Genomic DNA, 22,868 nt, shown 5'->3' on the forward strand with positions numbered 1-22,868 from the left:
CACACGGCCACCTCTGCCGTGGGGCCGGGCTGGGCGGGTCAGCCGGGCCCGCCCGGGCCCGTCACACCACTGACGCGTCCGGCCGGACCCGTCAGTGGTGTGACGGCTCCGGGCATCGGTTCACCCGGGCCCCAGGCCACCTCATCTCAGGGACAGCCCCTCGGGTGAGGTGAGCCCCTTGTCGGGGTCGGCGCGGAAGGTCGCCGTCCATGCCTCGGGCGAACACGAAGTGCCGTTGGGGTGTTGCTCCGTCAACCGTGCGCGGCGGCTGTCGGCCACGACGACCCGGTCGTCCCGCGCCGCTGTCACCTTCAGCCGCACCGGGACGGTGACGGCGCCGATGTCGTCCGGAAGCCGGACCGACACCCTTGCGATCGGGTTGTCCGCGTCGCCGGACTTCTGCTCCTTGCACTTGTCCTCCACGCACACGCGGATCACCGCCGCGTCCGTGCCGCCGAAGTCGGCGGGCCGCCACACCACGGCGACCTCCGAGTCCATGTCCGCCTTGGTGCACAAGGTTTCCTGGCCGAAGACCGAGCAACCGGTCAGGGTCGCCGCCGTGGCGAGGGCGAGCAGGATGCGTCGCATGTCAGGACCTTGTCATGGTGCCGGGGAAGGCGCTGTTGGCCAGTCCGATGTCGGTGAGGACGAGGTGGCAGGGGTCGAAGAAACCACCGCTGTTGTCATCTCCGCCACCGGGGATGCTCTCCTTGGCAATGACTCGTCCGCTGTCGACGGTGTACATCGGCCCTCCCGAGTTGCCCGGCTGGTGGGTCCTTATGGCATGGACCCAGTGGGGATTGGATCTTCCCTCTTGATGTGCCGACTCGTCTCTCCGGCGAGCTGGTCCGCTCTCTCAGGCGGAGATCGGGAGGTCCGTGGGCAGCCCTCCGGGTTCGTCCGGCTGCTGCTCCGGTTGGCACTTGGGAGGAAGGCAGCTGCCAGGACGACGGGCTCGACGGGCTCGAGTACCCCCTCCGGGATGTCCGTGGGCCGGCGCAGCGGATGAAACTGCCGGTCGGCCGGGATCAGGTGGTTGAGTGAGCCGGCCGAGGACGGTGGTGGTGTCCCCGACCGGCTCGGCTCGCCATCCGGGCCCTGCGGCTCTACATCCAGGCCCGGCAAACGCGAACTGGCACAGTCCCGAGGCCTGAACCCCGGATGGAGGTGGCTCAGGCCGTCCTGAACCCGGCGATGCGCCCGTGGTCCATGGTGAGCCGGGCACCGGTGAACCGGGACCGCATCCGGCGGTCGTGGGTGACGACGACCACGGCACCCCGGTAGTCCACCAGCGCCTGCTCCAGTTCCTCCACCAGCACCGGGGTGAGGTGGTTGGTGGGCTCGTCCAGCAACAGCAGGTCCATCGGGTCGCTCACCAGCCGGGCGATCTCGATCCGGCGCCGCTGTCCGTACGACAGGTCCTTCACCTGCCGCCGTAGGTCGGACGGGCTGAACAGGCCCAGGGAGAGCAGTTTCCCGGCATGGTCCTCCAGATAGCCGTCCCGGCCATGGGCGAAGGCCCGTAGCACGGTCAGCCCGGGCGGCCAGGGCATCTCGTCCTGCCGCAGGTGCCCGACCCGGCAGCCGACCCTCACCGAGCCGCTGTCCGGCTCCAGTTCTCCGGAGAGCACCCGCAACAAGGTCGTCTTGCCCGCACCGTTGGGGCCGGTGATCAGTAGTCGGTCGCTCGGCCGGATGCTCAGGGAGTCGACGACGAGCCGGTCCGCGACACGCACGTCGGTGAGCTCGGCCAACGCCTCCTGCGTCTCCTCCGCCTTTGGGCCCGCGGTGTCGATACGGGCGGTGAAGGTCAGCGGGTCCGCGGGGGCCGGGGCCGGGTTCTCGGTCAGCTGCGCCACGCGTTGCTTGGCGTTGCGGATCCGCACCATCGCGCCGTGGTCGCGTCCGCGCCTGCGGTACGCGCCGTGACCGAACACGGAGAGGGGCGTCTTGCGCGGGATGCCGTCCATCCGCGCCACATTGGAGGCGATCAGCCCGCGGTTGCGGTCGAGTTCGGTGCGCCACTCCTCGTACTCCCGCAGCCGCCGCTCGCGTTCCACGGCCTTGGCCGTCAAGTAGCCCTCGTAGCCGTTGCCGTAGCGGGTGACGCGGCCGGAGTCGACCTCCAGGATCGTGGTGGTGAGCCGGTCGAGGAACACCCGGTCGTGGGTGACCGCGATCACGGTGCCGCGATGGCTCCGCAGGTGCTCCTCCAGCCATTCCGTCGCCCGGTCGTCGAGGTCGTTGGTCGGCTCGTCGAGCAGCAGCAGTTCCGGCGCCGAGGCCAGGGTCGCCGCGAGGGCGAGGCGGGAGCGCTCGCCGCCGGAGAGGGTCCCGAGCTTCCGGTCGCGGTCCAGACCCGGCAGCCCGAGGCCGTGCAGCGCGACCTCCACCCGCACGTCGGCCTCGTAGCCGCCGCGGGCCTGGTACCGCTCGACGAGGCCGGCGTAGTGCTGGAGGACGGCGGGCAGCTCGGTTCCGGGGCCGTCCGTGTCGTGCTCGGCCAGTTCCGCCTCGGCCCGGCGCATCGCCGCTTCGAGTTCGCGCAGGTCGGACAGGGCCAGGTCGACGGCGTCCTGGACGGTGGCGTCGAGCGGTAGTTCCAGTGTCTGCGCCAGGTAGCCGATGCCGCCGGGGGCGACCACGGTGAGGATGCCGTTGTCGGGCCGCTCGCGGCCGGCGAGCACCTTGAGCAGCGTGGACTTGCCGGATCCGTTGTCGCCGATCACGCCGACCTTCTCGCCCGGCCTGATGCTGAAGCCGACCCGGTCGAACACGATGCGGTCGTCGTAGCGCTTGGTGATGTCATGCAGTGCGAATTGCGCAGTCGGCACGCGTGTCTCCTGATGCACCGTGAGGATGAGGGAATGCGTGAGCGCGCTCGGCGAAACGGCCGTGGAAAGACGACACGGACGCCACCCACCACAGCGGACGGAACCGGTCGGTCAGTGGCGTGTCACGAGCACGCTGCCGGATGCGGCGACGGAGACCGGCTCAACGCCGCGCATCCTCATCCCTCACAGAGATCCCATGCGAGAAACCATAGGGGGGCGACCGGAGACCGGCAAGGGGGTATGGCCCCCGCCCCGCCCTGCCCCTCGTTCTCGCCCGTCGGGCGCCCGTTGTGATGCGGCGCCCTCCGCACCACGGCACGTGTGCCCGGCCCGAGGGCCGACAGCGCGCGGAGCGAGCCGTGAGAGGGCATGCCTGCCCTCCGGCGCCGGGAGCGCGTACGCCTCGCACGCGCCGGTGAGCCGCCGGCCGGCGCATCGGGGCCGCACGCCGCGACGGATGCCCGGTCAGGCCGGGCAGATCTCCGTCGGCAGGCCGTCGGCACGGTTCCGCGGTTGGTGAGGCCTTTGCCCGGCTCCCGGCCATTCGGGGACGACCGACGGCATGGGTCCGGATCACGGGCCGGAGCGTCACCGGGCGAGGTCGCCAGTCACTACCCCTCGTGATCCCTTTGTCACGAAGGGGGGCGCGTAATGGATACTGGGCGGGCAGTAGATCACTCGTGGTGTGGGGGACTCGGCATGGGGCTGGCCAACGAAAAGATCGTTTCGCAGGTGGAGGACCTGCTGCACGGCAGGGTCGTCATTCCGTCCATCCAGCGCGACTTCGTGTGGATGAGACCCGACGTGCGTGACCTCTTCGACTCCCTCTACCGGGGCTATCCGGTCGGCGCCCTGCTCCTGTGGAAGACCAATCTGACGGTGCCCTTCAAGACCGCTGCCGTGGTCCAGGCCGAGAAGTCGACGCACCAGCCCCTCTACCTCCTCGACGGCCAGCAGCGGTTGACGTCCCTCGCCTGGGTGTACCGGCCGGAGTCGAAGGCGGACGGGCGCCTCATCGACCTGCGCTTCGACGTGCGCACCGAGGAGTTCGTCAACCCGAGCGCCGTCCAGGGCAGGGACCCCATGCTGTTCCGCGTCTCCACCCTGCTGCAGGAGAACGTGCAGTACCACGAGGTCCTCAAGGAAGCCGGGGTCGAGTACTCCGACCCGGACTTCGGCGAGTGGATGCAGCGGCTGCAGAAGGTGCACGACATCCGCAGGCAGCAGATCGCCGTGATCACCTACGAGTCGGACGACTACGAGGAGGTCGCCGAACTCTTCGCCCGGCTCAACAAGGGCGGCCGCCGGCTCTCCAAGGGCGACCTCGTCTACAGCGCCATCGCCGCCCGCTGGGCGGACGGTCTGGCCACCATGGACGCCTTCCACCAGTACCTGCGCGACAGCGACTTCTCCCTCGACCGGGAAGCCGTCCTCCGCCTGATGAGCCTGCTCGCGGGCACCAGCGCCCGGCACATCAAGCTGATCGGGGCGGCAGTCGACGAAGTCGCGCTGAAGGAGGCCTGGCAGGCCACCGAGAAAGCCCTCCGGCTCGCCATCGACTTCCTGCGGGAGGAATGCGGGATCCCCCGCTCCGGGATCCTGACGTCGCCCAACGTCATCGTCGTGCCCGCTCTGCTCCTGCACCAGCGCGACGGGAAACTCCAGGACAACGAGCAGGCCCTGCTGCGCCGCTGGGTGTACACGGCGATGGCCTTCAGCCACTACTCCCTGCAGGTCGAGACGAAACTCGACGCGGAGGCACGCTTGTTGAGGACGAGGCAGGGCGAGGAACTGTTCACCGAGCTGATCCGTCGCGCCTCGGGCAGCCGTTCGGCGGACACCCCCCTGCATCCGAGGGACCTGGAGCAGAAGTACTCCACGCACGCCTTCTTCCGGCTGCTCTACATCGCCGCGCTGCGCGACAAGGCCCGGGACTGGGCCACCAACATCGCCATCAGCGACCAGCCGATGAGCAGCGGAGCCAGGATCGAGTTCCATCATGTGTTCCCGCGCGCCCAGGTCCAGTCGGCCTACGCGAAGGAGGAGTGGAACAGCCTGGCCAATCTGGCGTTCGTGACAGGGCAGACCAACAAGATGATCGGTTCGAAGCTGCCCTTCGAATACATGGGAGGGATCGCCCCCGACCGCCTCGCCGAACAGTGGATTCCCAGCGATCCCGAGCTGCGCTCCCTCGACCGGTTCCCCGAATTCCTGGCCGCGCGACGGCGGTTGCTGACCCACGTCCTCAACGAACTCCTCGGCCTGCCGGTCCCCGACGAGCAGGCTCCGCGCCGGGACGCCGACGAGCCTCCGGCCGACGACGAGCTGATCGCGGAGGAATCCACCGCACCGGTCCTGGCCCCCGCGGACGCGCCGGCACGCACCGGGGAACAAGGGGTGACGATCCATGCCGTCTACGACGGTCGGCACGTCGACGGCTTCTACGACCCCTCGTCCCGCGCGGTGACGATTCCGTCCGGGCCCGGCCAGGGCACGTACGACAGCCCCGACGGAGCGGCCGTCGCCGTGGTCCGGGCGCTCGATCCGCAGGTCGTCCCGTACCACAAGGGCTGGTCCTTCTGGACCGTCACGGCCACCGGGGAGGAACTGCGGAGCATCCGATAGGGAGGGGAGGGGGCGAGCCGGGGGCGGTCGTGTTTCGCGGGGTTCGCCGGGGAGGCGTGAGGGTGTCCCGGTGGTTGCACTGTCTGGGGGAGTCGTGACAAGCAGGTTCACCGAGTTGGCCGTTGACTGCCGTGATCCGGAGGGACTCGCGGCCTTCTGGTGCGAGGTCCTGGACTTCGAGGTGATCGACCGGAGCGAGGGCAAGGTCGAGATCGGCTCCTGGGTGCCGACCGTTGAGGAGGTCCGGGCCCGCCAGATGCCGCCCACCCTGCTGTTCATCCGGGTGCCCGAGGGCAAGGCCGTGAAGAACCGGCTTCACCTCGACGTCAGCCCGGTCGACGGCAGCACCGAGGACGAGGTGACCCGACTGCTCGGCCTCGGCGCCACCAGGACGGACATGGGCCAAGGCCCGGACCGCAACTGGGTGGTCATGGCGGATCCCGAAGGCAACGAGTTCTGCGTCCTGCGCACCCTGGCACCGTAGAACCGGACCGTGAGCGTGAAAAAGGGGCTAGCGGGGCGAATGCCGCAGGTGATTGCGGTGGTGGCCGTGCACGCATGACCAGGTTCCGACCGCAGCACACTTCAGCAAGATCGTGTCACGAGCTCATAGGGTCCGGAGTATGGACACCGAACATATGGAGCGGATGGCCACTGCCTGGCAGCAGTTGACCGAGTGGCTGCGCGTACACGCCCCCACCTCGCACGCGTCGATCCTGCCCCCGGCCACCGTGGTCGAGGTCGAGGAAGCAGAAGATCACCTCATGCGTTCCTGCGGGTACGGCTTCCCACCCGAGCTGGTCGCTCTCTGGGCGTTGGCCGGCGGGGTGCGGCAGCTCGACATCAGCGAGTACGACGAAGAGGGTGAGGTGGGCACCGGGCGGTTCCTGCCTCATGGGCTTCTGCTCACCCCTTCCCAGTCGATCCGGCCACGGTTGGCCGGCCTCGACCGCCAGGGCGAGGACTTCTGGAAAGGCGAGCAGTGGGCTGCCCCCATCGGCAACTACCCCGAAGCGACCGACACCGGCCTGTACCTGTCGGCTTCCGGCCTCGGCAAGTGGAGCAGCTATGAGGGCTTGCTCATGGAAAAGCCGCTGTATCCGTCGATCGCCGCCTACCTGGAAGCCGTCAACCGAACGCTCGGCGAAGGTCCGGCCGATCTGATGGGTTACAAGGTGCCCGGTGTCGTGTACGGCTGCCTCATCTGGCAGGACCCGCAGGGTCCTCCGGGGCTGGACGAGACGTTCGCCGACTGGCGGCCCGTCCACTAGAAGTGCAGGGCCCCTCCCCGGCCGGGGAGGGGCCCCACCAGCTTCGCCGCAGCCGGTTTTACGGCTTTGTCATGACACAGACCAGCTCGGCCTTCGAGGTGTCACATCCCTTGAACCAGGCGTTGCCCGGATCCAGGAAATAGGCCTGTTCGTCCAGGAGCCGCATCTGCTGCGCGAAATCACCGAACGGCCGCATCGAGCCCTGGTTGACGTCACCGGACATCGAGGACCGGCCGCAGTTCTCGGTGAACGACGGCGCGTCGTAGCGGGTGTCGTCGAGGAAGTGGACGTTTCCGTCATCTGCGGTGGCGGATACGGTCTGCATGCAGTCCGCGCCGCCGTTCGGGGCCTCGTTCTTACCTCCGTCGGTCTTCTTCATACCGGCGGACTGGTACGTCGAGGCGAACGGGAACTCGTCGCAGTTGACTTCGTCCAGATGCGGCCCGACGTGGTGCAGGGCTGTCTTCGGGTGAGGCAGGAACGTCTTGCGCGGAACCCATCCGGTACTTCCCGACTTGGGTCCCCGGTAGCGGGTGCACATCGCGTCGCGGCTCTTGTCCGAGTCGTAGCTCTTCTTGTTCCTGGCCGCCGGTGGCAGGTACTGAAGCGGGGCGGCCCAACTCTGCCCGAGGCCCTTGACCTTCGACTTGTTCTGGATCAGCCAGGCGTGCGCGGCTGCCTCGGGATAGGCGGCCGTGTTGAACCTGTACGTCGGGGCGTACTGCGGGAGTACACAGCCCGGGGCGCCGTAGGAGGCGACCTTGTCGCAGGTCACGATCAGATGCGGGGACTCCCAGTGCCCGTAGTCGTTCTTCCATTCGCCCTTCTTGCCGTTCAGGCCGGGCGGGGGTTCCACCTCGGTGATGGGCCGGCCGGAGAAGAACACCGGCATGCTCTTCGACAGGTTGTCGTCAGTGGTGCCGGAGGCGTTGTCCACGGTGCCGTTCCACTTGTGGTCGGCTGTACCAGTGGCCATGTGGGTGTCGACCGGGTCGTTGCCGTTCATGCCTCCCTTCCAGGTGAGGTCGCCGAAGAAGTCGAAGTTCTGCCGTGTGCTGTCGCCGCCCGTGTTGCAGCCGTTGCTCTCGCACATCGAGTCGAACCAGGCGTCCGGGTTGCCGTCGCCCATCACGACCGCGCCCTCATCGCCCGGGAAGTTGTTGTAGACCGGGTTGATCTGCACCCACGTCTTGATGGCGTCGCCGTGGACGTCGGTCTTGACCTGGAAGTGGACCTCGAAGTCCGCCTGGTACTTCACCGGCACGACGCCGTCTTCCAGCTTGCTCTCCGCGATGAACTGGATATCGAAGAACACGCAGGCTTCGGTGCGGGTCATCAGCGATTTCTGCGCCTCGCCGGACAGGCTGGGCTGGCACCAGGCATCCTTGACGATCGGGTCCGGGTACGAAGGGGCGCGGGCACCAAGCTGTTTCGCGGCCTTCCGGGTGAACTCCTCGGAGGCCTGGTCCTTCGGGGTGACGATGACCTGGGTGTCGTCGCTGGTCTTGAAGGTGCCGGCCTGACCGCCCTGCTTCCAGCCTGCCCACGCAGGCTGCGGAGGATCGGACGGCGCCGGCTGCTGCGCGCCGGCGTCGTTGGCCGGGAGCGTGATGTCGATCTTCTGCTTGCGGTTGTAGTCCCGGTTCCCGGCGGTGAACCCGTAGTCCTTGATCGGGCCGACGTTGCCCGCCCGGTCCACGGTGCGGGTCTGTGCCACGTGGTTGCCGTCCGCTGCGGGGGTGATCGCGTAGGAGGCGTCCGGAGCCACGGCCCTGCCCGACATCGCCGGGGTGGTGGTGCGCACCGAGGTCCAGCCGTCACCGTCCGCATCATCGGAGTACGGGTCGAGGCGGTAGCGCACCTCGTAGGCGTCCGAAGCGCCCGTAGTGACGTCGAAGTCACCCGGGACGCCGGCGCCGCCACCGCCCCAGTTCTCGGGATAGGTGGCCGAGGTGACGCTCTGCGGCTCGCCCGGTGCGGTGGTGTCGACGACGAACTGGGTCCAGGGGGACCAGCTGAGGTTGTAGTGGGTGCCGTCGTAGGCGTTGGTGCGGAACTTGTAGGTCCTGCCGTCCTGGAGCTGTCCGGCCGGGACGGTGACGGAGGCCGGTTTGCCGGAGGCGACGGATCCGGAGACGAGCAGGCCTTCACCGGACGGGGTGGTGATGGGGGTGTCGGTGGCGGCGTCGTAGACCTGGAAGGTGCCGCTGACCGCGTCGCCGTCAGGGTCGGTGAAGGTGTCCCGCAGGGTCGGGGTGGTGGTGTTCACGGCCCACACGCCCGCGTACGACCTGAACGGCCCACCGGCCTGCCGGTCCGTGCCGTCGGAGGGGCGGTAGTTGTAGGTGACGGACAGCTTGGGCTGGTTGGCCGTGTTGTTGGCGGAGTTGACCCGCTTCCACGCCTTGGTGTCGTCGGTGGCGGCGCGCAGGCCCATGTGGCCCCGAGTGGCCTTGGCGGAGGCCCAGGTCTGGACGAGTTCGTCGACGTCGGCGTTGATCCAGCCGTCCGGCTGGGTGGCGGCGCAGTCCGGGTTGCCCTTGGTCTGGGTGGAGGAGTGGTACTGCTGGTTCCACGCGGGCTGGGACGTCCAGCGCGAGGACGTCGAGGGGGCGCCGGTGTCCCAGACGGTCCAGGACTGTGCGCTGCAGTCGGTGTTGCCGGAGTGGAAGTTCCACAGCGCCAGGTTGGTGTCGACGATCAGCGCGTCCTGGATCGGTGTGGTGTTCCACGTGATGAAGGACCTCGCGGTGCGCGCCGTTCCGTCGGCGTTCTTGGTGCCGGGGTTGCCGAGGTCGAGTTCGGTGTCGGTGGACCAGTCGACGGTCTCGCCCTGCTGCACGTAGGTGTCGAAGGTGTTCGACAGTGCGGAGGTGGACGGGTCGACGGTGACCGGGTACCGCGTCTTGGGGTCGGTCAGGAAGTCCGCATCGGGCGTGACGACCAGATCCCACTCGCCGGTGCCCTTGCCGACGACCTCCATGTCGACGCGCACCCGGTTCGTGTGTTCGCCGGAGGCCTTGTCGACGGTCGCGTCCCACATGACCGGGGCGGGCATGACAGCACGCTCGACGCCGGTCCCGGCGTCGGAGAAGGTGACCGAGCCGTCCTTGTTCGCCTTCGCCTTCAGGCCCTTGGCCTTCACCGGGAGGGTGTAGGAGTAGGCGCCGGTGGGCCGCTCGCCGATCTCGACGAACTGCTCGAAGCCGGTGCGGGTGGCCTCGACGATGACGTCCGCTCCGGGCACCGCGTTCTCGTAGCGGGCGCGGGTGCCGTCCAGTTCGGGTTCCGGCAGGCCGCCCTTCCACTGCAGGGTGACCTTGTCCTCACCGGCGCCGAGGGTGACGAGGTCGCGTGCGGAGGCCCTTTGAGCGGCGGCGAGAGAGGCGGAAGGGGTCCCGTCCTTGCCCGCCAGCCGCAGGCCGACCGGGTGCGCCTTCGTCTCAACGGCCCCGTCGGCGGTCTTCGTCAGGGTCGCGTCGACCGTATGCCACGTGCCTCCCTGCCAGACCCGCTCCGGTCCGGGAGTCATTTCCGTGGTCAGCGTTCCGTCGGGGGCGGCGATCGTGAGGGAATCCGGAGTCGTCTCGTCGTGCGCGAGGGTCTTCTTCCCGGTTCTCTTCGCTTCGAGGATCGCCCAGGCCTTCGAGCCCTCGGCGTGCGCGGCGGCCCACCGCATGTCGGATCGGAGGATCTCGGCCTTCGACGGTTCTGCGTTTCTGGCCGGAGAGGGTCCGTCCTGAGGGGCGGGCGCCGCCGCGGCCTGCCCGGTCAAAGCGGTACCTGCTTCTGCGGTCAGCAGCAGGGCAGCGACCACGGCGATGTGCTGGAGACGTATGCGTCTTGGGGATAAGCGGGGTTTACGTGGGTGCACGACGTGCTGTGTCCTTCCTTTGGAACTCCTGTACGAAAGCGTGCCGAGGGAGGACTCTAGGGAGGAAGATCGGCCCTGCAGAAGGCGCCTTCTGGCCAGGCATGATCACGTCAACCGGCTTCTCGCCGGGAACAGTGGAGACCGCTGGGCTCCACCGGTCGAAACGTAAGGTGGATCACGTCGCCTGCGTGCGCTCGGTCGTGATCAGCGGGCTCGCCGGTCGAGGAATCGTCCGTCGTGGGCAGGCGGGACAGGGCCTGTCAACACATCGAACGGCTCTGTCTCCTCCTGATTTTGAACCCGTGGCGTCGTGGTGTGGCTCAGATGGGTCTGCTGGTCAGGCTGGTGTCGCCGAGGCAGCTGTCGGCGAGGTGACTGCGGAACCGGAGGTGCCGTAGGCCTCACGGGACGCGGTTGATGAGGTGCTCGGGTGTGCTGAAGACAATGGGGTGGAGCCGATCGCGCTACTGGGCGTGGGTGCAGCCGTCCGGGGCCTCGTGGACGACGGCCCCGAGCGACTCGGCCCGCCACCGGCGCGCCCTGGCCCGCGCTTGGTGAACGGGCAGTTCGACCCAAGGGGTGCACGGTGGTCTTGTCCCGGCATGACCTGCTTCGGCTGCTCGAGCCACTGTGTTCGGCGGATGGTCTTGAACCCGTCCGACCGTGGACGGTGCCGTCAACGCACGCGAGAAGGCCGTCATCTCCGAGCTTCGAGACCGCTGCCGCCGAGTCTGACGCCGTCATGTGCTGCCTGCCACAAGGGCGAAGACTCCATGAAAGCGCAGCTTGACGGATTCCGCTGTGGTGGGAGGGCTTCCACCCTCGACCGGGGACGGAAGCCAGTGACGCATGGGCGACTTGCCCCGCGGACCCCAGGAGGGCCTCTGCCCGCTGTGACACGACTGTGACGGGTGGAGTGGCTTCCGCCACAGACGGTCCGGTGCGGTGCTGATGAGGTGGCCGCATGCGTGCCGCCCCCCTCATCCCTCAAGCCCCGCCCCCGCTCGGACGGGGGTGACGGGCGTGCTGCTGGTGGGTTTAGGTCTCTCCGCGGTCTGTGCCCTCGGGGCGCTCATCGCCGCGGTGGGGGTCGTCGCGATGGCGTTCCCCGGTCGGCCCGAGCCCTGGGCGGTGCATCTGCTGCGCCGCGCGGCGGGAGCGGCCGGGTGGGCGGCCGTGGCCGTCTACTCCCTGGGGCTCTCCGGCGTTCTGCTGTCGGAGCACGCGTTCGGCAACGGCGCGGACTCGATTCCGGCTCCGGCCTGCCGCGAGGGCTTCGACGCGGAGACGAGGCAGGGCCTCTCCCACCACCGGTCCTCGTACCTGCCGCTCCGCTTCGACTGCGTCCGCGACGACGGCACCGTCTACTCCAGTGATCCCAGCTACGTGTGGATGAACCGGGCGACCGCGTTCCTCGCCCCGGCCGCCGTCCTGCTCGTCATCGGCGCGGGCTACGCCACCGAGTTCCGCGCCCGGAAGACCGCGGTGGTGTCATGACGCTGCTCCCGGTCTTCGTCGGGCTCGTGGTCGGCTGGGTCGCGCTGCGCGGGCTGCTGGCGCATCCGCTGCTGCCGCTGTGGGTGCGGACCTCGGTGTTCTGGTCGGTGCCGCTCGGTGCCCTCACCTGGGTCGTGATCATGGTGGCGGACGACCCCTTCCTGTTCCCGGAGACCGCCCCCTGCCCCAGGGAGCCGATGCAGCAGGGCATCCTCGGGAGCGGGGAGGTCTCGGGAATCTCCACCCCGTTTCCGCCGCGGGCCTACTGCCAGTGGGAGGACGGCACCGTCTACAACCTCGCGCCCGGGGCCGAGTTCGTGTTCTGGGTCTTCTTCGCCATGACGGTCGTACCGCTCGCGGCGGGACTGCGGCACGCCCTGCGGGATCCGAAGTCGTTCCTGCGCTGGAGCGTGCCTCTTTGATGAGCTGGTCGGCTGATCGGATGCGTCTGTCCGGTCAGTGATCACCGATGCGATGCGGGACCGGACAGAGCCGCTGATGCCGGCCGATCCGGCCCGTGGACGACGGTGGGCCGACCACCGCCGAACCCTGGAGGCCATCGCTTGGAAGCGCCGCACGTGCTCGCCCTGGCGGGACCTGCCCCACGAACTCGGTGCGTTCCAGTCAAAGAGACACGCTCTACGCGGCTTCCGTCTCCTTCCGCAGAGCCCGTGTGAGGCGTTCGCCGAGCTCCCGGTCGACGACCCCCTCGCACTCGACGCCCAGCGCGGCCGCCAAGTCGCGCATATGGAGGTCGGCCAGGGCCTCGGTGAGTTCGGCGAAGGCCTCCGCGGCCGCGCGCCCGCGCCGCACGCCCGAGGCGACGGCGACACCTCCGACCAGTGCCGCAGGCCACCACCAGAGCGCCAGCACCAGATACCCCACGCCCCAGGCGTACAGGCGCGCCGACGCGGTCAACCTGAGGCGGGCGTCCTGCAGTTCGGCACGCGTGCCGTCGGCGGCCAGGAGCCACAGATGCGGCCAGGCGGCCGCCAGCTCCAACCGGTGGGCGCGCCAGAGCCGTTGCCCGGGCGCGGCGAGGTGGTCGCCCGTCCCGAAGGGGTGGCGGGGCGGCGCTGAGGCGATGCGGCCGCGGTCGGCGTAACGGCGCTCGGCAATGCCGGCGAGCCGGTCGGCGTCCTCCGCTCCCTCGATACGGGCTCGGCCCGCTGCCACCAGCGCGGTGCGGAAGGCCGCGTCGGCCGCGCGCCAGCGGCGCAACCGGCGATCGGCGAGGTACCGCAGCAGTGGCCCGTGCGGCTCCGCGCACCAGAGCAGTTCCACGCCCGTGCCCAGGGACTGGGCGGCCGCGCCGGTCACGGCGGCACCGGCCAGCACGCCCAGCGCCACGAGGGCGACGGTGCCGGCGCTGCGGGACGCGGGGGAGGCGGCAAGCGTGTCGAGCCAGGCCCGCAGCCGCTCGAGGTCGGACCAGTGTTCGTGGCCGAGGACCATGGCCGTGGTGAGGGCGGCGAGGAAGAGCAGCCCCGGCAGGGCCAGCGCGGCCAGCCATCGTTCGGCGATCCGGCCGCCCAGCGCGCTGAGAAAGGCGCTGGTCACCGGAGGGGGACCGTGCGCAGCGGCTGCTCGAAGATCCGGCAGCCGGGGTGCGGGGCATCGTCGCCGGGCGCCTCCACACGCCCGCAGTGGCCCCGCGGGCAAGCCAGCACGTGCAGCGGCGGGCGGACCGGCCCGGCGACCGGGAGTCGCTGGTAGCCGGGGGTGAGCGGCGGCGGTGTGGTGCGATAGGAGCCCAGGCCGGCGCTGTGCCCGGCTGCGAGCAACTCCTCCTCCAACTCGTCGAAGGCGTCGTCGAGTTCCTCGGGGGCCCGGCCGGTACGCAGTTCGGAGGTGATGGACTCGACGAGTCGCAGCCCCCGCTCACCGAGACCCAGCGGTCCGGACGCGTCCGTCAGCCGTCGGCAAAACTCGCCCAACCGGGCGTGTCCGCCTCGCGGCCCGCTTCGTCCGCCGTTCTCGATCTCCACCGTTCCCCCTCGGACGCCGGATGCCGGTCGGCCGCGATTGTACGTCGGCCTTCGCCGGCTTCCGCCGGCCGTATGCCGGCCTTCGGTTGAACGCAGGCCTTCCTCGGCCGGTCCGCTGTACGACGTCGGTCCGCTGTACGTCGGTCCGACGACTCGTTCGCTATCGTGAGCATGGGCCGCGCAGCGCCGAGGGGCCGCGGTACGGCGGTGCGACACGGGGGTGGGCGTGTTCAACGCGAGTCTCGGGCGAGCGGCGGACGGACCGGACGCGGAATCGCGCGCCGATCGGCTGCTGTTCCACCACCTCCGGACGGGCGACCGGCAGGCCCTCGATCAGGCGATCGCGCTCTACTGGCAGTTACTCGCCTCAGCGGCGGCGCCGGACACCGTACGGACTGCCCACTGGGCCGCCAACCTGATGGTCGCCCTCCAGACCCGTTACCGACTGCTGCGGCGCCCGGACGACGTGGAGGCCCTGGTCGGCCTGGGCCGTGAACGGGCGGCGTGCGAACCGGTCCACCAGCAGGACGTACGGCTCCTGGGCCTCGCGTACCAGCAGAGATTCGCGATTCACGGGCGGCCTGACGACCTCGACCGGGCGGTGGAGACGTTCGACCGGGCGGCCCGCCTCCCCCAGGAGGCCGGGACCGCGGCGCAGTCGCTGGGCGCGCTCGGTGAGGTGCTGCACCTGCGACACAGGATCGCCGTCGGCCGCGAAGCGGCCCGCGACGGGGGCCGGGCCGCGGGACCTCGGGGCGGGGACACCGCCGCCTCCGCCGCGACGGATCTCCTCCGCGCGACGGACGCGCAACGGCGCGCGCTCCGCGTGCTGCCGGACGGATCGGACGACCGTCTCGGCCACCTGAGCAACCTGGCCGGGCTCCGGTACAGCGCGTACCTGTTCGACGGGGACTTGGGCGCCCTGCGCGAGGCCCTCGACATGTGGCGCACCGCGCTGGAGGCCGCCCCGCCGGGCGGCCCCGCCCGCGTGATCGTCCTGCGCAACCTCACCCAGGCCCTGCGCCAGTGGTTCGAGCACCATCCCGAGGAGACCAACCGGTCCGAGATGCTGCGGATCCACCGCACGGCCCTGGCCGAATGCCCGCACGGCCATCCGGACCGTGCCGAACTGCTCGCCGGGTTCGGCATCGCCCTGCGCCTGGCCGCCGAGACCACCGGCGAGCCGGCGTTGCTCGAGGAGTCCGCGGCCTCGCTGCGCGAGGCCCTGACACTGTTCCGCCCCGGCACGCCGCTACGCGCCATGAGGCTGAACAGTCTCGGCAACACCTTGCACAGGCTGGCGCAGTGGACCGGTGACGCGGCGCTGCTGGACGAGGCCGTCGCCACCCTGCGAGCCGCTCTCGCCGAGCAGCAACCGGGCACGGACGAGTACGCCGAGACCCTGGCCAACCTCGCCGTCACCCTGCGCGAGCGCGCCCTCCAGACCGACGACCTGACCTCCCTGCGGGAAGCCTCCCGACTGGCGAGGGAAGCCCTCCACGCGTCACAGGCGCCCCCCGCCCTCCAGATCGGCCAGCTCGGCAACCTGGGGGTGGTCATGCAGAGTTGGCACGGCGCGACCGGAGAAACCGCGGCCGTCGACGAGGCGATCGACGTGGCCCGCCAGGCGCTCGCCCTGGCGCCCCCGGCCGGCCAGTCGCGCGCCGACCGGCTGAACCACCTGGCCAATGCTCTGCGGGCCCGGTTCACGTCCACCGCCGATGTGGCAGACCTCGACGAGGCCGTCGAACTGCTGGAGGAAGCCGTCCGGCAGGTCCCCTACGGCGATCCGGCGCTCGCGGTGGTCCTCTCCAACCTCGGCTCCGCCCGGCTCACCAAGCACCACGCCACCGGCGAACCCGGCGGGTTGGAGCAGGCCGTCAGCGAACTGGGCCGCGCCGTATGGGCCGTCACCGAGCACACCTCGGCCCACGGCAACCATCTGAAGGCGTACGGCGACGCGCTGCGCGCCGTGCACCACCGGGACGGCGACCCGGGTGTGCTCGGTGCCGCCGCGGATGCCTACCGGCAGGCCGCCGGAACCAGGTCCCTGCCCGCCTACGAGCGGGTACTCGCGGCCTGGGAATGGGGAGCCGCCGCCGCGGACGGCAACCGATGGGACGAGGCCCTGCCGGGTTACGAACTGGCCCTGCGGCTCCTGCCGTTCGCCGCGTCCGGCCGACTGGTCCGCAGTGACCAGGAACGCGGTCTGTCCCGGGTGCGGGGCCTGGCCGCCGAAGCCGCCGCGTGCGCGGTCAACGCCGGGCAGCCGGAGCGCGCGGTGCTGCTGCTGGAACAGGGCCGAGGCGTCCTGCTGGGCCGGACCATGGCCACCCGCGACGGACTCGGACGGCTGCGCGGCGCCCACCCCGCTCTCGCCGAGCGCTTCGCCCGTCTGCGGGAACGGCTCGACGCGCTCGAGGCCGCCGACGCCGCCGACGCCGCGGACATCGCCCAGGACCGGCTGCCGGCCGGCACCACCGACCTGCGGCACACCCTCGCGGCCGAGCTGGAGCACCTGGTCGCCGAGATCCGAACGCGGCCCGGCTTCTTCGACTTCCTCGGCGCGCCGGCCATCGAGGCGCTGCTGGCCTGCGCCGACAGGGGCCCGGTGGTGCTCGCCTACTGCAGCGCGTACCGCAGTGACGCCCTGGTGCTGCGGGACGGCGAAGTCCTCCTCGTCCCACTGCCGCATGCCACCCCGCGGGCCGTCGGTGAACAGGCGGACCGCCTCGAGCGGGCGCTCGCCGACGCGGCCGACCCCGCCCGCGACCGGGCAGCCCAGCAGACTGTCGGCGAGGTACTGGCCTGGGCCTGGGACCACGTCACCGGCCCGGTGCTCGACCGGCTCGGGTTGCGCGGGCCCACGCCCGATGGCGGGTGGCACCGGGTGTGGTGGTCACCGGGGGGTGCGCTGGCCTCTCTGCCGCTGCACGCGGCCGGTCACCACGACGAGGCCCCGGACGCGGTACCCGACGACGCGGCCGTACCCGCCCCGGCGACGGCCGTGCCGGGACCACGGACGGTACTGGACCGGGTGGTCTCCTCCTACACGCCGACAGTCGGAGCTCTCCGGTACGCCCGGGCCCGGGCCGCCGCCCCCCGCCCGCACGGCCCGCTGCTCGCCGTGGCGCTCCCCGACACCCCCGGTGCCCGGCCGCTCGGCGGCGCGCGGCGCGAGGTGGAGGTACTGCGCGGCCTCCTGCCGACCGAGGTGCTGTACGAGGAGCGGGCCACCTTCGAACAGGTGATGGACGCCCTGCCTCGTCACTCCTGTGTGCACTTCGCCTGCCACGGGGTCAGCGAGCCCGCCGACCCCTCGAACGGCCGGCTCCTGGTGCACGACCACGAGACCCGTCCGCTGACGGTCCGCGAGATCTCCCGCCTGGAACTGCCGGCGGCGCGGCTCGCGGTGATGTCCGCGTGCGAGACGGCGCGAGGCGGCGGGGAACTGGCCGACGAGGCGATCCACATCACCTCCGCCTTCCAGCTCGCGGGATACCCCAACGCCGTCGGAACGCTCTGGCCGGTGCACGACGCCGTGGCCGTTCGCGTCACGCGCCTCCTCTACCGGGAGCTGTGCACCGAAGGAGCCGACGGCGGGCCGGAGCTGGACGACACGAGGACGGCCCACGCCCTGCACCAGGCGGTCCTGCGGTGCCGCGCCGCCTTCGCGGCCAGTCCCAGCCTGTGGGCGGCACACGTGCACGCGGGCGCCTGACCACACCGGCAGCAACGAGGAGGCGGTCACGATGACCCGATGGTGGCGGCGACGAGCCGCGGGAGACGGCCAGGGCGCCGGCGCGCAGCCGCCGCAGCCCCGACAGGAACAGGAAGGCCGGCAGGAACACCGGGAACACACGGACGGGCAATCCCGGCCGGGCCCGCACGCGCCGGAGCCCGCTGTGGGATCCGGGAACACGCGGCGGCTGGTCGGGGGACACCTCACCATCACGGAGGTGACGCAGGGCCGGCCGGAGCAGGAGATCGCCAGCATCGAGCTCTCCTCCGAACAAGTCCACGCCATGCGGGCCCGGTCCGCCATCGACAGGCTGGGCCCCGAGCACCCGGACGCCCTCACCGCCCTGCGCGAACTCGCCCAGGTCCTGGGAGCGATCCCGGGACGGGGCGAGGAAGCCGTCGAGCTCTACCAGCAGGTGGCGCGCACCCAGTGGACCGTGCTCGGCGACCGCCACGAGGAAACCCTGCGCACCTCCGCCGAACTGGCCGGCGTCCTTCGTGCCACCGGTCAACTGAGCCTCTCCGAGGCAGCGTGGCGCGACACCTTCCGCGCCCAGGCGGAGACGCTCGGCCGCGACCACCCCGACGCACTGCGCAGCGCCACCGGGCTCGCCGCGGTCCTGGAGGACCTCGGCCGCGCCCCCGAAGCCGAGCCGCTCATGCGGGACGTCCTGGAACGCCGTGTCCGGCTGCTCGGCCCTGACCACCCTGATGTCCTGTCCTCCACCAACGCCCACGCCGCCTCGCTGATCAAGTGTGGCCGCCACCACGAGGCCGAGCACGCCTTACGCGTCCTCGTGCCCCGGCTGGAGGACCGGTACGGGCGCGACCACGAGGCCACGATCGCGGCCCGGAGCAACCACGGCGCCGTCCTGGTCCGACTGGACCGCCACGCCGAGGCGGAACAGCACATCCGCGCCGTCGTGCGGTCGCTGGAGGCGACGGTGGGGGAGCACCACGAGTCCACCTTCACCGCGCGCAACAACCTCGCCGCCGTCCTGCACGCCATGCAGCGCTACGAGGACGCCGTGCCCATCCTGCGCGCGATCCTGAGCGGGCGCGTCGCACTCCACGGCGACGATCACCCGATCACGGTCGCCACCCGGGACAACCTCGCCAACGTGCTGATCGACGTGGGCCGGCCCGCCGAGGCCACCGAGCTGCTCGACCGCTGCGTACGCGACTACCACCGTATTCACGGCCCCGGACACCCCCGTCTGCGGGCCGCCGAAGAGAAGCTGGCCTGGCTGCGCGAAGGGCCGGCCCCTCACTGATCACCCGGCGGAGGACGATCGCCTCATGACCGGGCCGGCCACGGCATACGGAAGTGCACGCAGGTGAGACACAGGTCAGTGGCCCGGCCAGGTGATCGTCGGCTGGTCGGAGGTGAGGGTGATCTCGAACTCCTCCAGCGGCGGGGCCCCGGCGCCGCGCCACCGGGCGATGTGCGCCTCGACGGCGTCCCAGAGGCGGGCCGGCCCGTTCTGCCGGACCGTCCACCGGCCGTCGTGCTCCCGGAGCACCGCCCAGGCGCCGGTGTCGGCGTCGAGGAACAGGTGCTCCGTGCGGCCTTCGCGGGCGAGGGTGACGTACTGGGCGCGTGGCGCGGCGAGTTGGGCGACGAACCGGGTGTTCCAGCCGTCGATCACGTCGGCGCCGAAGACCGCATGCCGCTCGTCGCCCTCGTCGAGGTCGGGGAGCAGCCCCAGCGGCGGCGGCAGGTGCGGCCTGGCGAGCATGAAGGAGATCTGCCCGCCGAGGAAGCGGCCGGATGCCGTGCCGTCCTCGTGGACCGTGAGCCGGGCCAGTTCGGAGGAGTACAGCCACCCGCAGAGGGTGAGGAGCATGATCCCGCCGGGACGGGTCTGCTCGATCAGCTCGCGGGGGACGGTGAGGAACCCGCAGGCGGCGATCACCCGGTCGTAGGGGGCGCCGTCCTTGTCCCCGGCAAGGCCGTCGCCGACGATCAGGTCCGGTGCGAACCCGCAGTGCCCCAGCGCGGCGCGGGCGCGGGTGGACACGCCCTCGTCGACCTCGACGGAGGTCACCGCGTCGTCGCCGAGCCGGTGACACATCAGGGCTGTCGAGTAGCCGGTGCCCGTGCCGATCTCGAGGACACGGTGGCCGGCGTCGACCTGGAGGTCCTCGAGCATGCGCACGACCAGGCCGGGCATGGTGCTGGACGAGGTGGGAGCGCGCAGGATCTCCCCGCGGACGTCCCCGGGCACGACCGTGCCGGCGATCTGCGTCACCAGGGACGCGTCCTCGTAGCAGCTCTCCAGCCACCGTGGATCGTCCTGCATGACCGGGGCCCAGGCGGTGGGCGTGGAGCCGTCGACCTCGCGGAAGAAGCCGCCGCGCAGGAACTCGTGGCGCGGAACCGCGGACACGGCCTCCCGCCAGGGCTCGGTGCGCAGATGCCCGTTGTCGGTCAGCCGCTGTCGTGCTGCTCCTCACGCCTGTTCGGTCGTGGCGGGTGCGTGCTCGCGCTTCGTGTGGTTGGTGATGCTCGCCGGGGCGCCGACGTAGGCGCACGACGGGCACTTCCGCCATACGCCCTCGGACACGGCACGGGCGCTCACCGAGTGGCCGGGGCCGTATCCGTGCGCGTGCAGCAACTGGGCGACGGAGGAACCGTATTCGGCTGCCAGCAGGGCCGCCTCGGCCACCTTGTCGTGGCCCGGGGCGAAGAAGGATCCCGTACCGACCTTCCTGGCGCAGCCGCACCAGCAGGTGCCGGTCGGGGTGAGGTGGGGCAACGTCTTCCCGGGCTTCGTGGTCATGGCGCCACGGTAGTTCAGGGAGCGTGACGAGCCATGGGGATTGCGGTGATTCCCGCAGGTGGGGGATGCGCGCTTCGCCGGTCGGCGTCAGCCTGTGTCCTGTGGTCACACGATGGGGTGAGGGCCGGGCGGGGTGGGCACGCCGCGGGGGCTTGGACCGTTTGATCCAGCGACGAGGGGTTCTCTTCATCCCTGTTCGTCATCATTCATCCACATCACAGACTACGGGAGTACCCATGAGTCTCTCCTTTCATCGCAACCCCGACGGCACGACCACCGGGCGCAACGACGCCAACGGGTTCACCGTGACGCACGCCGACGAGGAGGAGGTCAAGCGGCAGGTGTACGAGGACGCGGGCTGGGAGTACACGCCGCCACCGCCTCCGGCCCCGGCCGGGTTTCATCGGTTCTCCCTCGTGCACGAGGAGTTCGACGCGACCGGGTTCGGGGACGAGCGGTACGCAGGACTGCGGGAGCGGCCGCCGGACGGATGCCTGCCGGTCGACCGGGGGTGCCTTGCCCTGGACTGCGAACGGCAGGGGAGGACGCTGCTGGACGCGGTCGCCGGCACCGTCGCCCAAGTCCGGCGCGAGCATGGGCTGGTGATGAACAGCCTGGGGGTCGAGAAGCCCCAGGAGTGGTTCGGTGACGACAGGGACGGATACGCGGCGCACATCGCCGCACACCTGTTGCTCACGGGTGTGTACCGTGCCCGCCTGCTCGGGTACGGGCGCAAGGACCTGGTCCGGCTGCTCGACGCGACCGGCATCGAGTAGCGGGGTCTCGTCGACGAGGACGGGGCTGCCTCGCAAAGGGTCGGCTGCGATCAAGAAGCCGGCCCGCCCGCTGCGATCCGGTCACCCATGGTGCCGGACATCCTTTGTCGAGGCGAGGCTGTCCATCCTGCTGAGAAGTCTCTCGAAGTCCTGAGGGCACGGAAGGTGGTTCCGTGCGGAGCGCCTGTTCCTTCGAAGGCTTTGTCGGCAGCACAAAGCTCCGCTTCTCCAGGGGCGCCGCGTTTGATGCGAACCCTCACAGCAACTCCTCGCGGGGTCAGGCATCGATCAACGTTCCCGACCAATGTTCTCGGATCGGTTTCCGGTGCCGATCTGCCACCGGACGGTCTGTACCCGCACATCCGCCATAGTCTCGGCCGGAAGCGAGTGCCGGACCCGTCCATCGAGATGCCCTGCCGCATGGACGTACTCCGCCCGCACCAGCTCTGGCGCCACCGCTGACCACGAACCCGCCGACATCCTCCGCCCTTCTCCAAGGAGTTCACCGTGCCACCTCGATTCGAGACCGCCCGCTTCCACGTCGAGACGGGCCCCGGAAGCCTCTTCACACGGGTGCGCCACATCCTGGGCGAACCGGTACGGCTGAAGGCCCATGGCGCTCATGTCACCGAACGCCTGCGGCAACGAGGCGCGCCTCTCGAGACGTTGACCCGCTTCGACCCGGAAGGCTGGGAGCTGGTCTCGGCCGAGGTGCGTACGGACACCGGAAAGTGGGTGAAGTCGACCTGGCGGGTGCGGGCGGACGGGCAGGACTGGTGGGTGGTGATCGGACTGGGCAACTCGCTCGTCACCGTGATCGACGTGGACCCGCGGCGCCGGGGGAGGGGCGAGGACATCGTCACCGAAGGTCCCCTGTACGCACGGGTCGACGCCGTCAACGCGGAACTCATGCGCGGTGCGTGAGGACGGGGCGCCGGCTGCCCCGCTCACCAGCACAAAAGGCGAGCGGGCTCCCAGGCGCGGCCTGATCCGCCGGACAGGCCCCAGTTGATTACGGTATACCCCTGTATCGGACTTCAGCGCCGCGCCAGCGCCAGCACGCTCAGTCCGAACATCAGGACGCCCAGGGGGAGATGGAGCGAAGGTACGTGCGCGATACCGAGCACGACCTGGACCGAGGCGAGGACAAGGAAGCCGGACGCCTGCCAGACGGGCCGGGGCGAGCCGCCGCCCGGCTTCCATGCCAGTACCGCCGCGAGCACATACAGCATCGATGCCCCGTACATCACGCGGGCTCCGACACTGTGCAGTGTCTCTCCGTAGGCCGAGGTCAGCAGCAGTCCGGCGGAAACGGCTTGAAGGAAGATGGTCAGGGTCTGCAGGGCGATCGCGATCCGCAGAAACGAGAAGCGGTGCTGTGCCGTCGACTGGGTCGCCATGCCACGGTCCCCTTTTCCGCCCGGGGGGCAGTAGATCGATAAGGTCTTACCAATCCGACGACGCAGGGCTGTGAAAGGT

The 22,868-nt window shown here is 70.5% G+C and carries 18 protein-coding genes and 1 pseudogene; 10 read left to right on the forward strand and 9 right to left on the reverse strand.

What is annotated here, in order from left to right:
* Positions 1-141: 141 nt before the first annotated feature.
* From ACIF80_RS28140 to ACIF80_RS28150, 3 genes are all read right to left on the reverse strand, one after another.
* A complete protein-coding gene (locus ACIF80_RS28140; protein ID WP_399809820.1) occupies positions 142-588 on the reverse strand; it encodes a hypothetical protein in 447 nt (148 codons plus the stop codon).
* A gap of 1 nt (position 589) precedes the next feature.
* Positions 590-745, reverse strand: coding sequence for a hypothetical protein (locus ACIF80_RS28145; protein ID WP_399809822.1), 156 nt, complete (start codon positions 743-745; stop codon positions 590-592).
* A 427-nt stretch (positions 746-1,172) separates the two neighbouring features.
* The gene (locus tag ACIF80_RS28150; RefSeq protein ID WP_399809824.1) at positions 1,173-2,834 is read right to left on the reverse strand and encodes a TlrC/CarA/OleB/SrmB family ABC-F type ribosomal protection protein; all 1,662 of its coding nucleotides are present in this window, start codon (positions 2,832-2,834) and stop codon (positions 1,173-1,175) included.
* A 699-nt stretch (positions 2,835-3,533) separates the two neighbouring features.
* On the opposite strand from ACIF80_RS28150, the gene ACIF80_RS28155 reads away from it, so the two are divergent.
* The 3 genes from ACIF80_RS28155 to ACIF80_RS28165 all read left to right on the forward strand — a co-directional run bounded on the left by ACIF80_RS28155 (position 3,534) and on the right by ACIF80_RS28165 (position 6,730).
* The gene (locus ACIF80_RS28155) at positions 3,534-5,459 is read left to right on the forward strand and encodes a DUF262 domain-containing protein (protein WP_399809826.1); all 1,926 of its coding nucleotides are present in this window, start codon (positions 3,534-3,536) and stop codon (positions 5,457-5,459) included.
* Positions 5,460-5,553: 94 nt separating this feature from the next.
* A complete protein-coding gene (locus tag ACIF80_RS28160) occupies positions 5,554-5,943 on the forward strand; it encodes a VOC family protein (RefSeq protein ID WP_399809828.1) in 390 nt (129 codons plus the stop codon).
* A gap of 139 nt (positions 5,944-6,082) precedes the next feature.
* Complete coding sequence (locus ACIF80_RS28165) at positions 6,083-6,730, forward strand: hypothetical protein (protein WP_399809830.1); 648 nt, start codon at positions 6,083-6,085, stop codon at positions 6,728-6,730.
* Between the two features lie 58 nt (positions 6,731-6,788).
* Here ACIF80_RS28165 and ACIF80_RS28170 read toward each other — a convergent pair whose 3' ends face one another.
* Positions 6,789-10,409, reverse strand: coding sequence for a DNRLRE domain-containing protein (locus ACIF80_RS28170; RefSeq protein ID WP_399809832.1), 3,621 nt, complete (start codon positions 10,407-10,409; stop codon positions 6,789-6,791).
* Between the two features lie 1,218 nt (positions 10,410-11,627).
* Between ACIF80_RS28170 and ACIF80_RS28175 the strand changes: the two genes are divergently transcribed.
* From ACIF80_RS28175 to ACIF80_RS28185, 3 genes and pseudogenes are all read left to right on the forward strand, one after another.
* Positions 11,628-12,101 (forward strand): hypothetical protein, encoded by a 474-nt coding sequence (locus tag ACIF80_RS28175; RefSeq protein ID WP_399809834.1) that lies wholly within the window; start codon positions 11,628-11,630, stop codon positions 12,099-12,101.
* Positions 12,098-12,523: a hypothetical protein gene (locus ACIF80_RS28180; RefSeq protein WP_399809835.1), complete on the forward strand. Its 426-nt coding sequence runs from the start codon at positions 12,098-12,100 to the stop codon at positions 12,521-12,523. The genes ACIF80_RS28175 and ACIF80_RS28180 overlap by 4 nt, the downstream gene beginning before the upstream one ends.
* Positions 12,524-12,575: 52 nt before the next feature.
* Positions 12,576-12,743 (forward strand): annotated as a pseudogene (locus ACIF80_RS28185) (transposase); the annotation flags it as partial.
* Here ACIF80_RS28185 and ACIF80_RS28190 read toward each other — a convergent pair.
* Both ACIF80_RS28190 and ACIF80_RS28195 read right to left on the reverse strand, forming a co-directional pair.
* Positions 12,741-13,661, reverse strand: coding sequence for a hypothetical protein (locus tag ACIF80_RS28190; RefSeq protein ID WP_399809837.1), 921 nt, complete (start codon positions 13,659-13,661; stop codon positions 12,741-12,743). The pseudogene ACIF80_RS28185 and the gene ACIF80_RS28190 overlap by 3 nt on opposite strands.
* On the reverse strand, positions 13,658-14,089 hold the full coding sequence (locus tag ACIF80_RS28195; RefSeq protein WP_399809838.1) for a hypothetical protein: 432 nt from the start codon (positions 14,087-14,089) through the stop codon (positions 13,658-13,660). Before ACIF80_RS28195 ends, ACIF80_RS28190 begins: the two co-directional genes overlap by 4 nt.
* A 226-nt stretch (positions 14,090-14,315) precedes the next feature.
* Between ACIF80_RS28195 and ACIF80_RS28200 the strand changes: the two genes are divergently transcribed.
* Both ACIF80_RS28200 and ACIF80_RS28205 read left to right on the forward strand, forming a co-directional pair.
* Positions 14,316-17,810, forward strand: coding sequence for a CHAT domain-containing protein (locus ACIF80_RS28200; protein WP_399809840.1), 3,495 nt, complete (start codon positions 14,316-14,318; stop codon positions 17,808-17,810).
* A gap of 184 nt (positions 17,811-17,994) precedes the next feature.
* Positions 17,995-19,104, forward strand: a complete 1,110-nt coding sequence (locus tag ACIF80_RS28205) for a tetratricopeptide repeat protein (RefSeq protein WP_399809842.1) — start codon at positions 17,995-17,997, stop codon at positions 19,102-19,104.
* A gap of 75 nt (positions 19,105-19,179) precedes the next feature.
* Here ACIF80_RS28205 and tgmC read toward each other — a convergent pair whose 3' ends face one another.
* The gene (gene tgmC / locus ACIF80_RS28210) at positions 19,180-20,265 is read right to left on the reverse strand and encodes an ATP-grasp peptide maturase system methyltransferase (protein ID WP_399809986.1); all 1,086 of its coding nucleotides are present in this window, start codon (positions 20,263-20,265) and stop codon (positions 19,180-19,182) included.
* A gap of 18 nt (positions 20,266-20,283) precedes the next feature.
* Entirely contained in the window at positions 20,284-20,613 is a 330-nt protein-coding gene (locus ACIF80_RS28215; protein ID WP_399809843.1) for a hypothetical protein, read from the reverse strand.
* Positions 20,614-20,849: 236 nt separating this feature from the next.
* On the opposite strand from ACIF80_RS28215, the gene ACIF80_RS28220 reads away from it, so the two are divergent.
* Together ACIF80_RS28220 and ACIF80_RS28225 are read left to right on the forward strand one after the other, a co-directional pair.
* Complete coding sequence (locus ACIF80_RS28220) at positions 20,850-21,389, forward strand: hypothetical protein (protein WP_399809845.1); 540 nt, start codon at positions 20,850-20,852, stop codon at positions 21,387-21,389.
* 507 nt (positions 21,390-21,896) lie between these two features.
* A complete protein-coding gene (locus ACIF80_RS28225) occupies positions 21,897-22,313 on the forward strand; it encodes a hypothetical protein (protein WP_399809847.1) in 417 nt (138 codons plus the stop codon).
* Positions 22,314-22,426: 113 nt separating this feature from the next.
* Here ACIF80_RS28225 and ACIF80_RS28230 read toward each other — a convergent pair whose 3' ends face one another.
* Positions 22,427-22,789, reverse strand: coding sequence for a hypothetical protein (locus tag ACIF80_RS28230; protein ID WP_399809849.1), 363 nt, complete (start codon positions 22,787-22,789; stop codon positions 22,427-22,429).
* Positions 22,790-22,868: the final 79 nt, after the last annotated feature.

The sequence above is a fragment of the Streptomyces sp. NPDC085927 genome, from assembly GCF_044540975.1.
Classification (GTDB): Bacteria; Actinomycetota; Actinomycetes; order Streptomycetales; family Streptomycetaceae; genus Streptomyces; species Streptomyces hirsutus.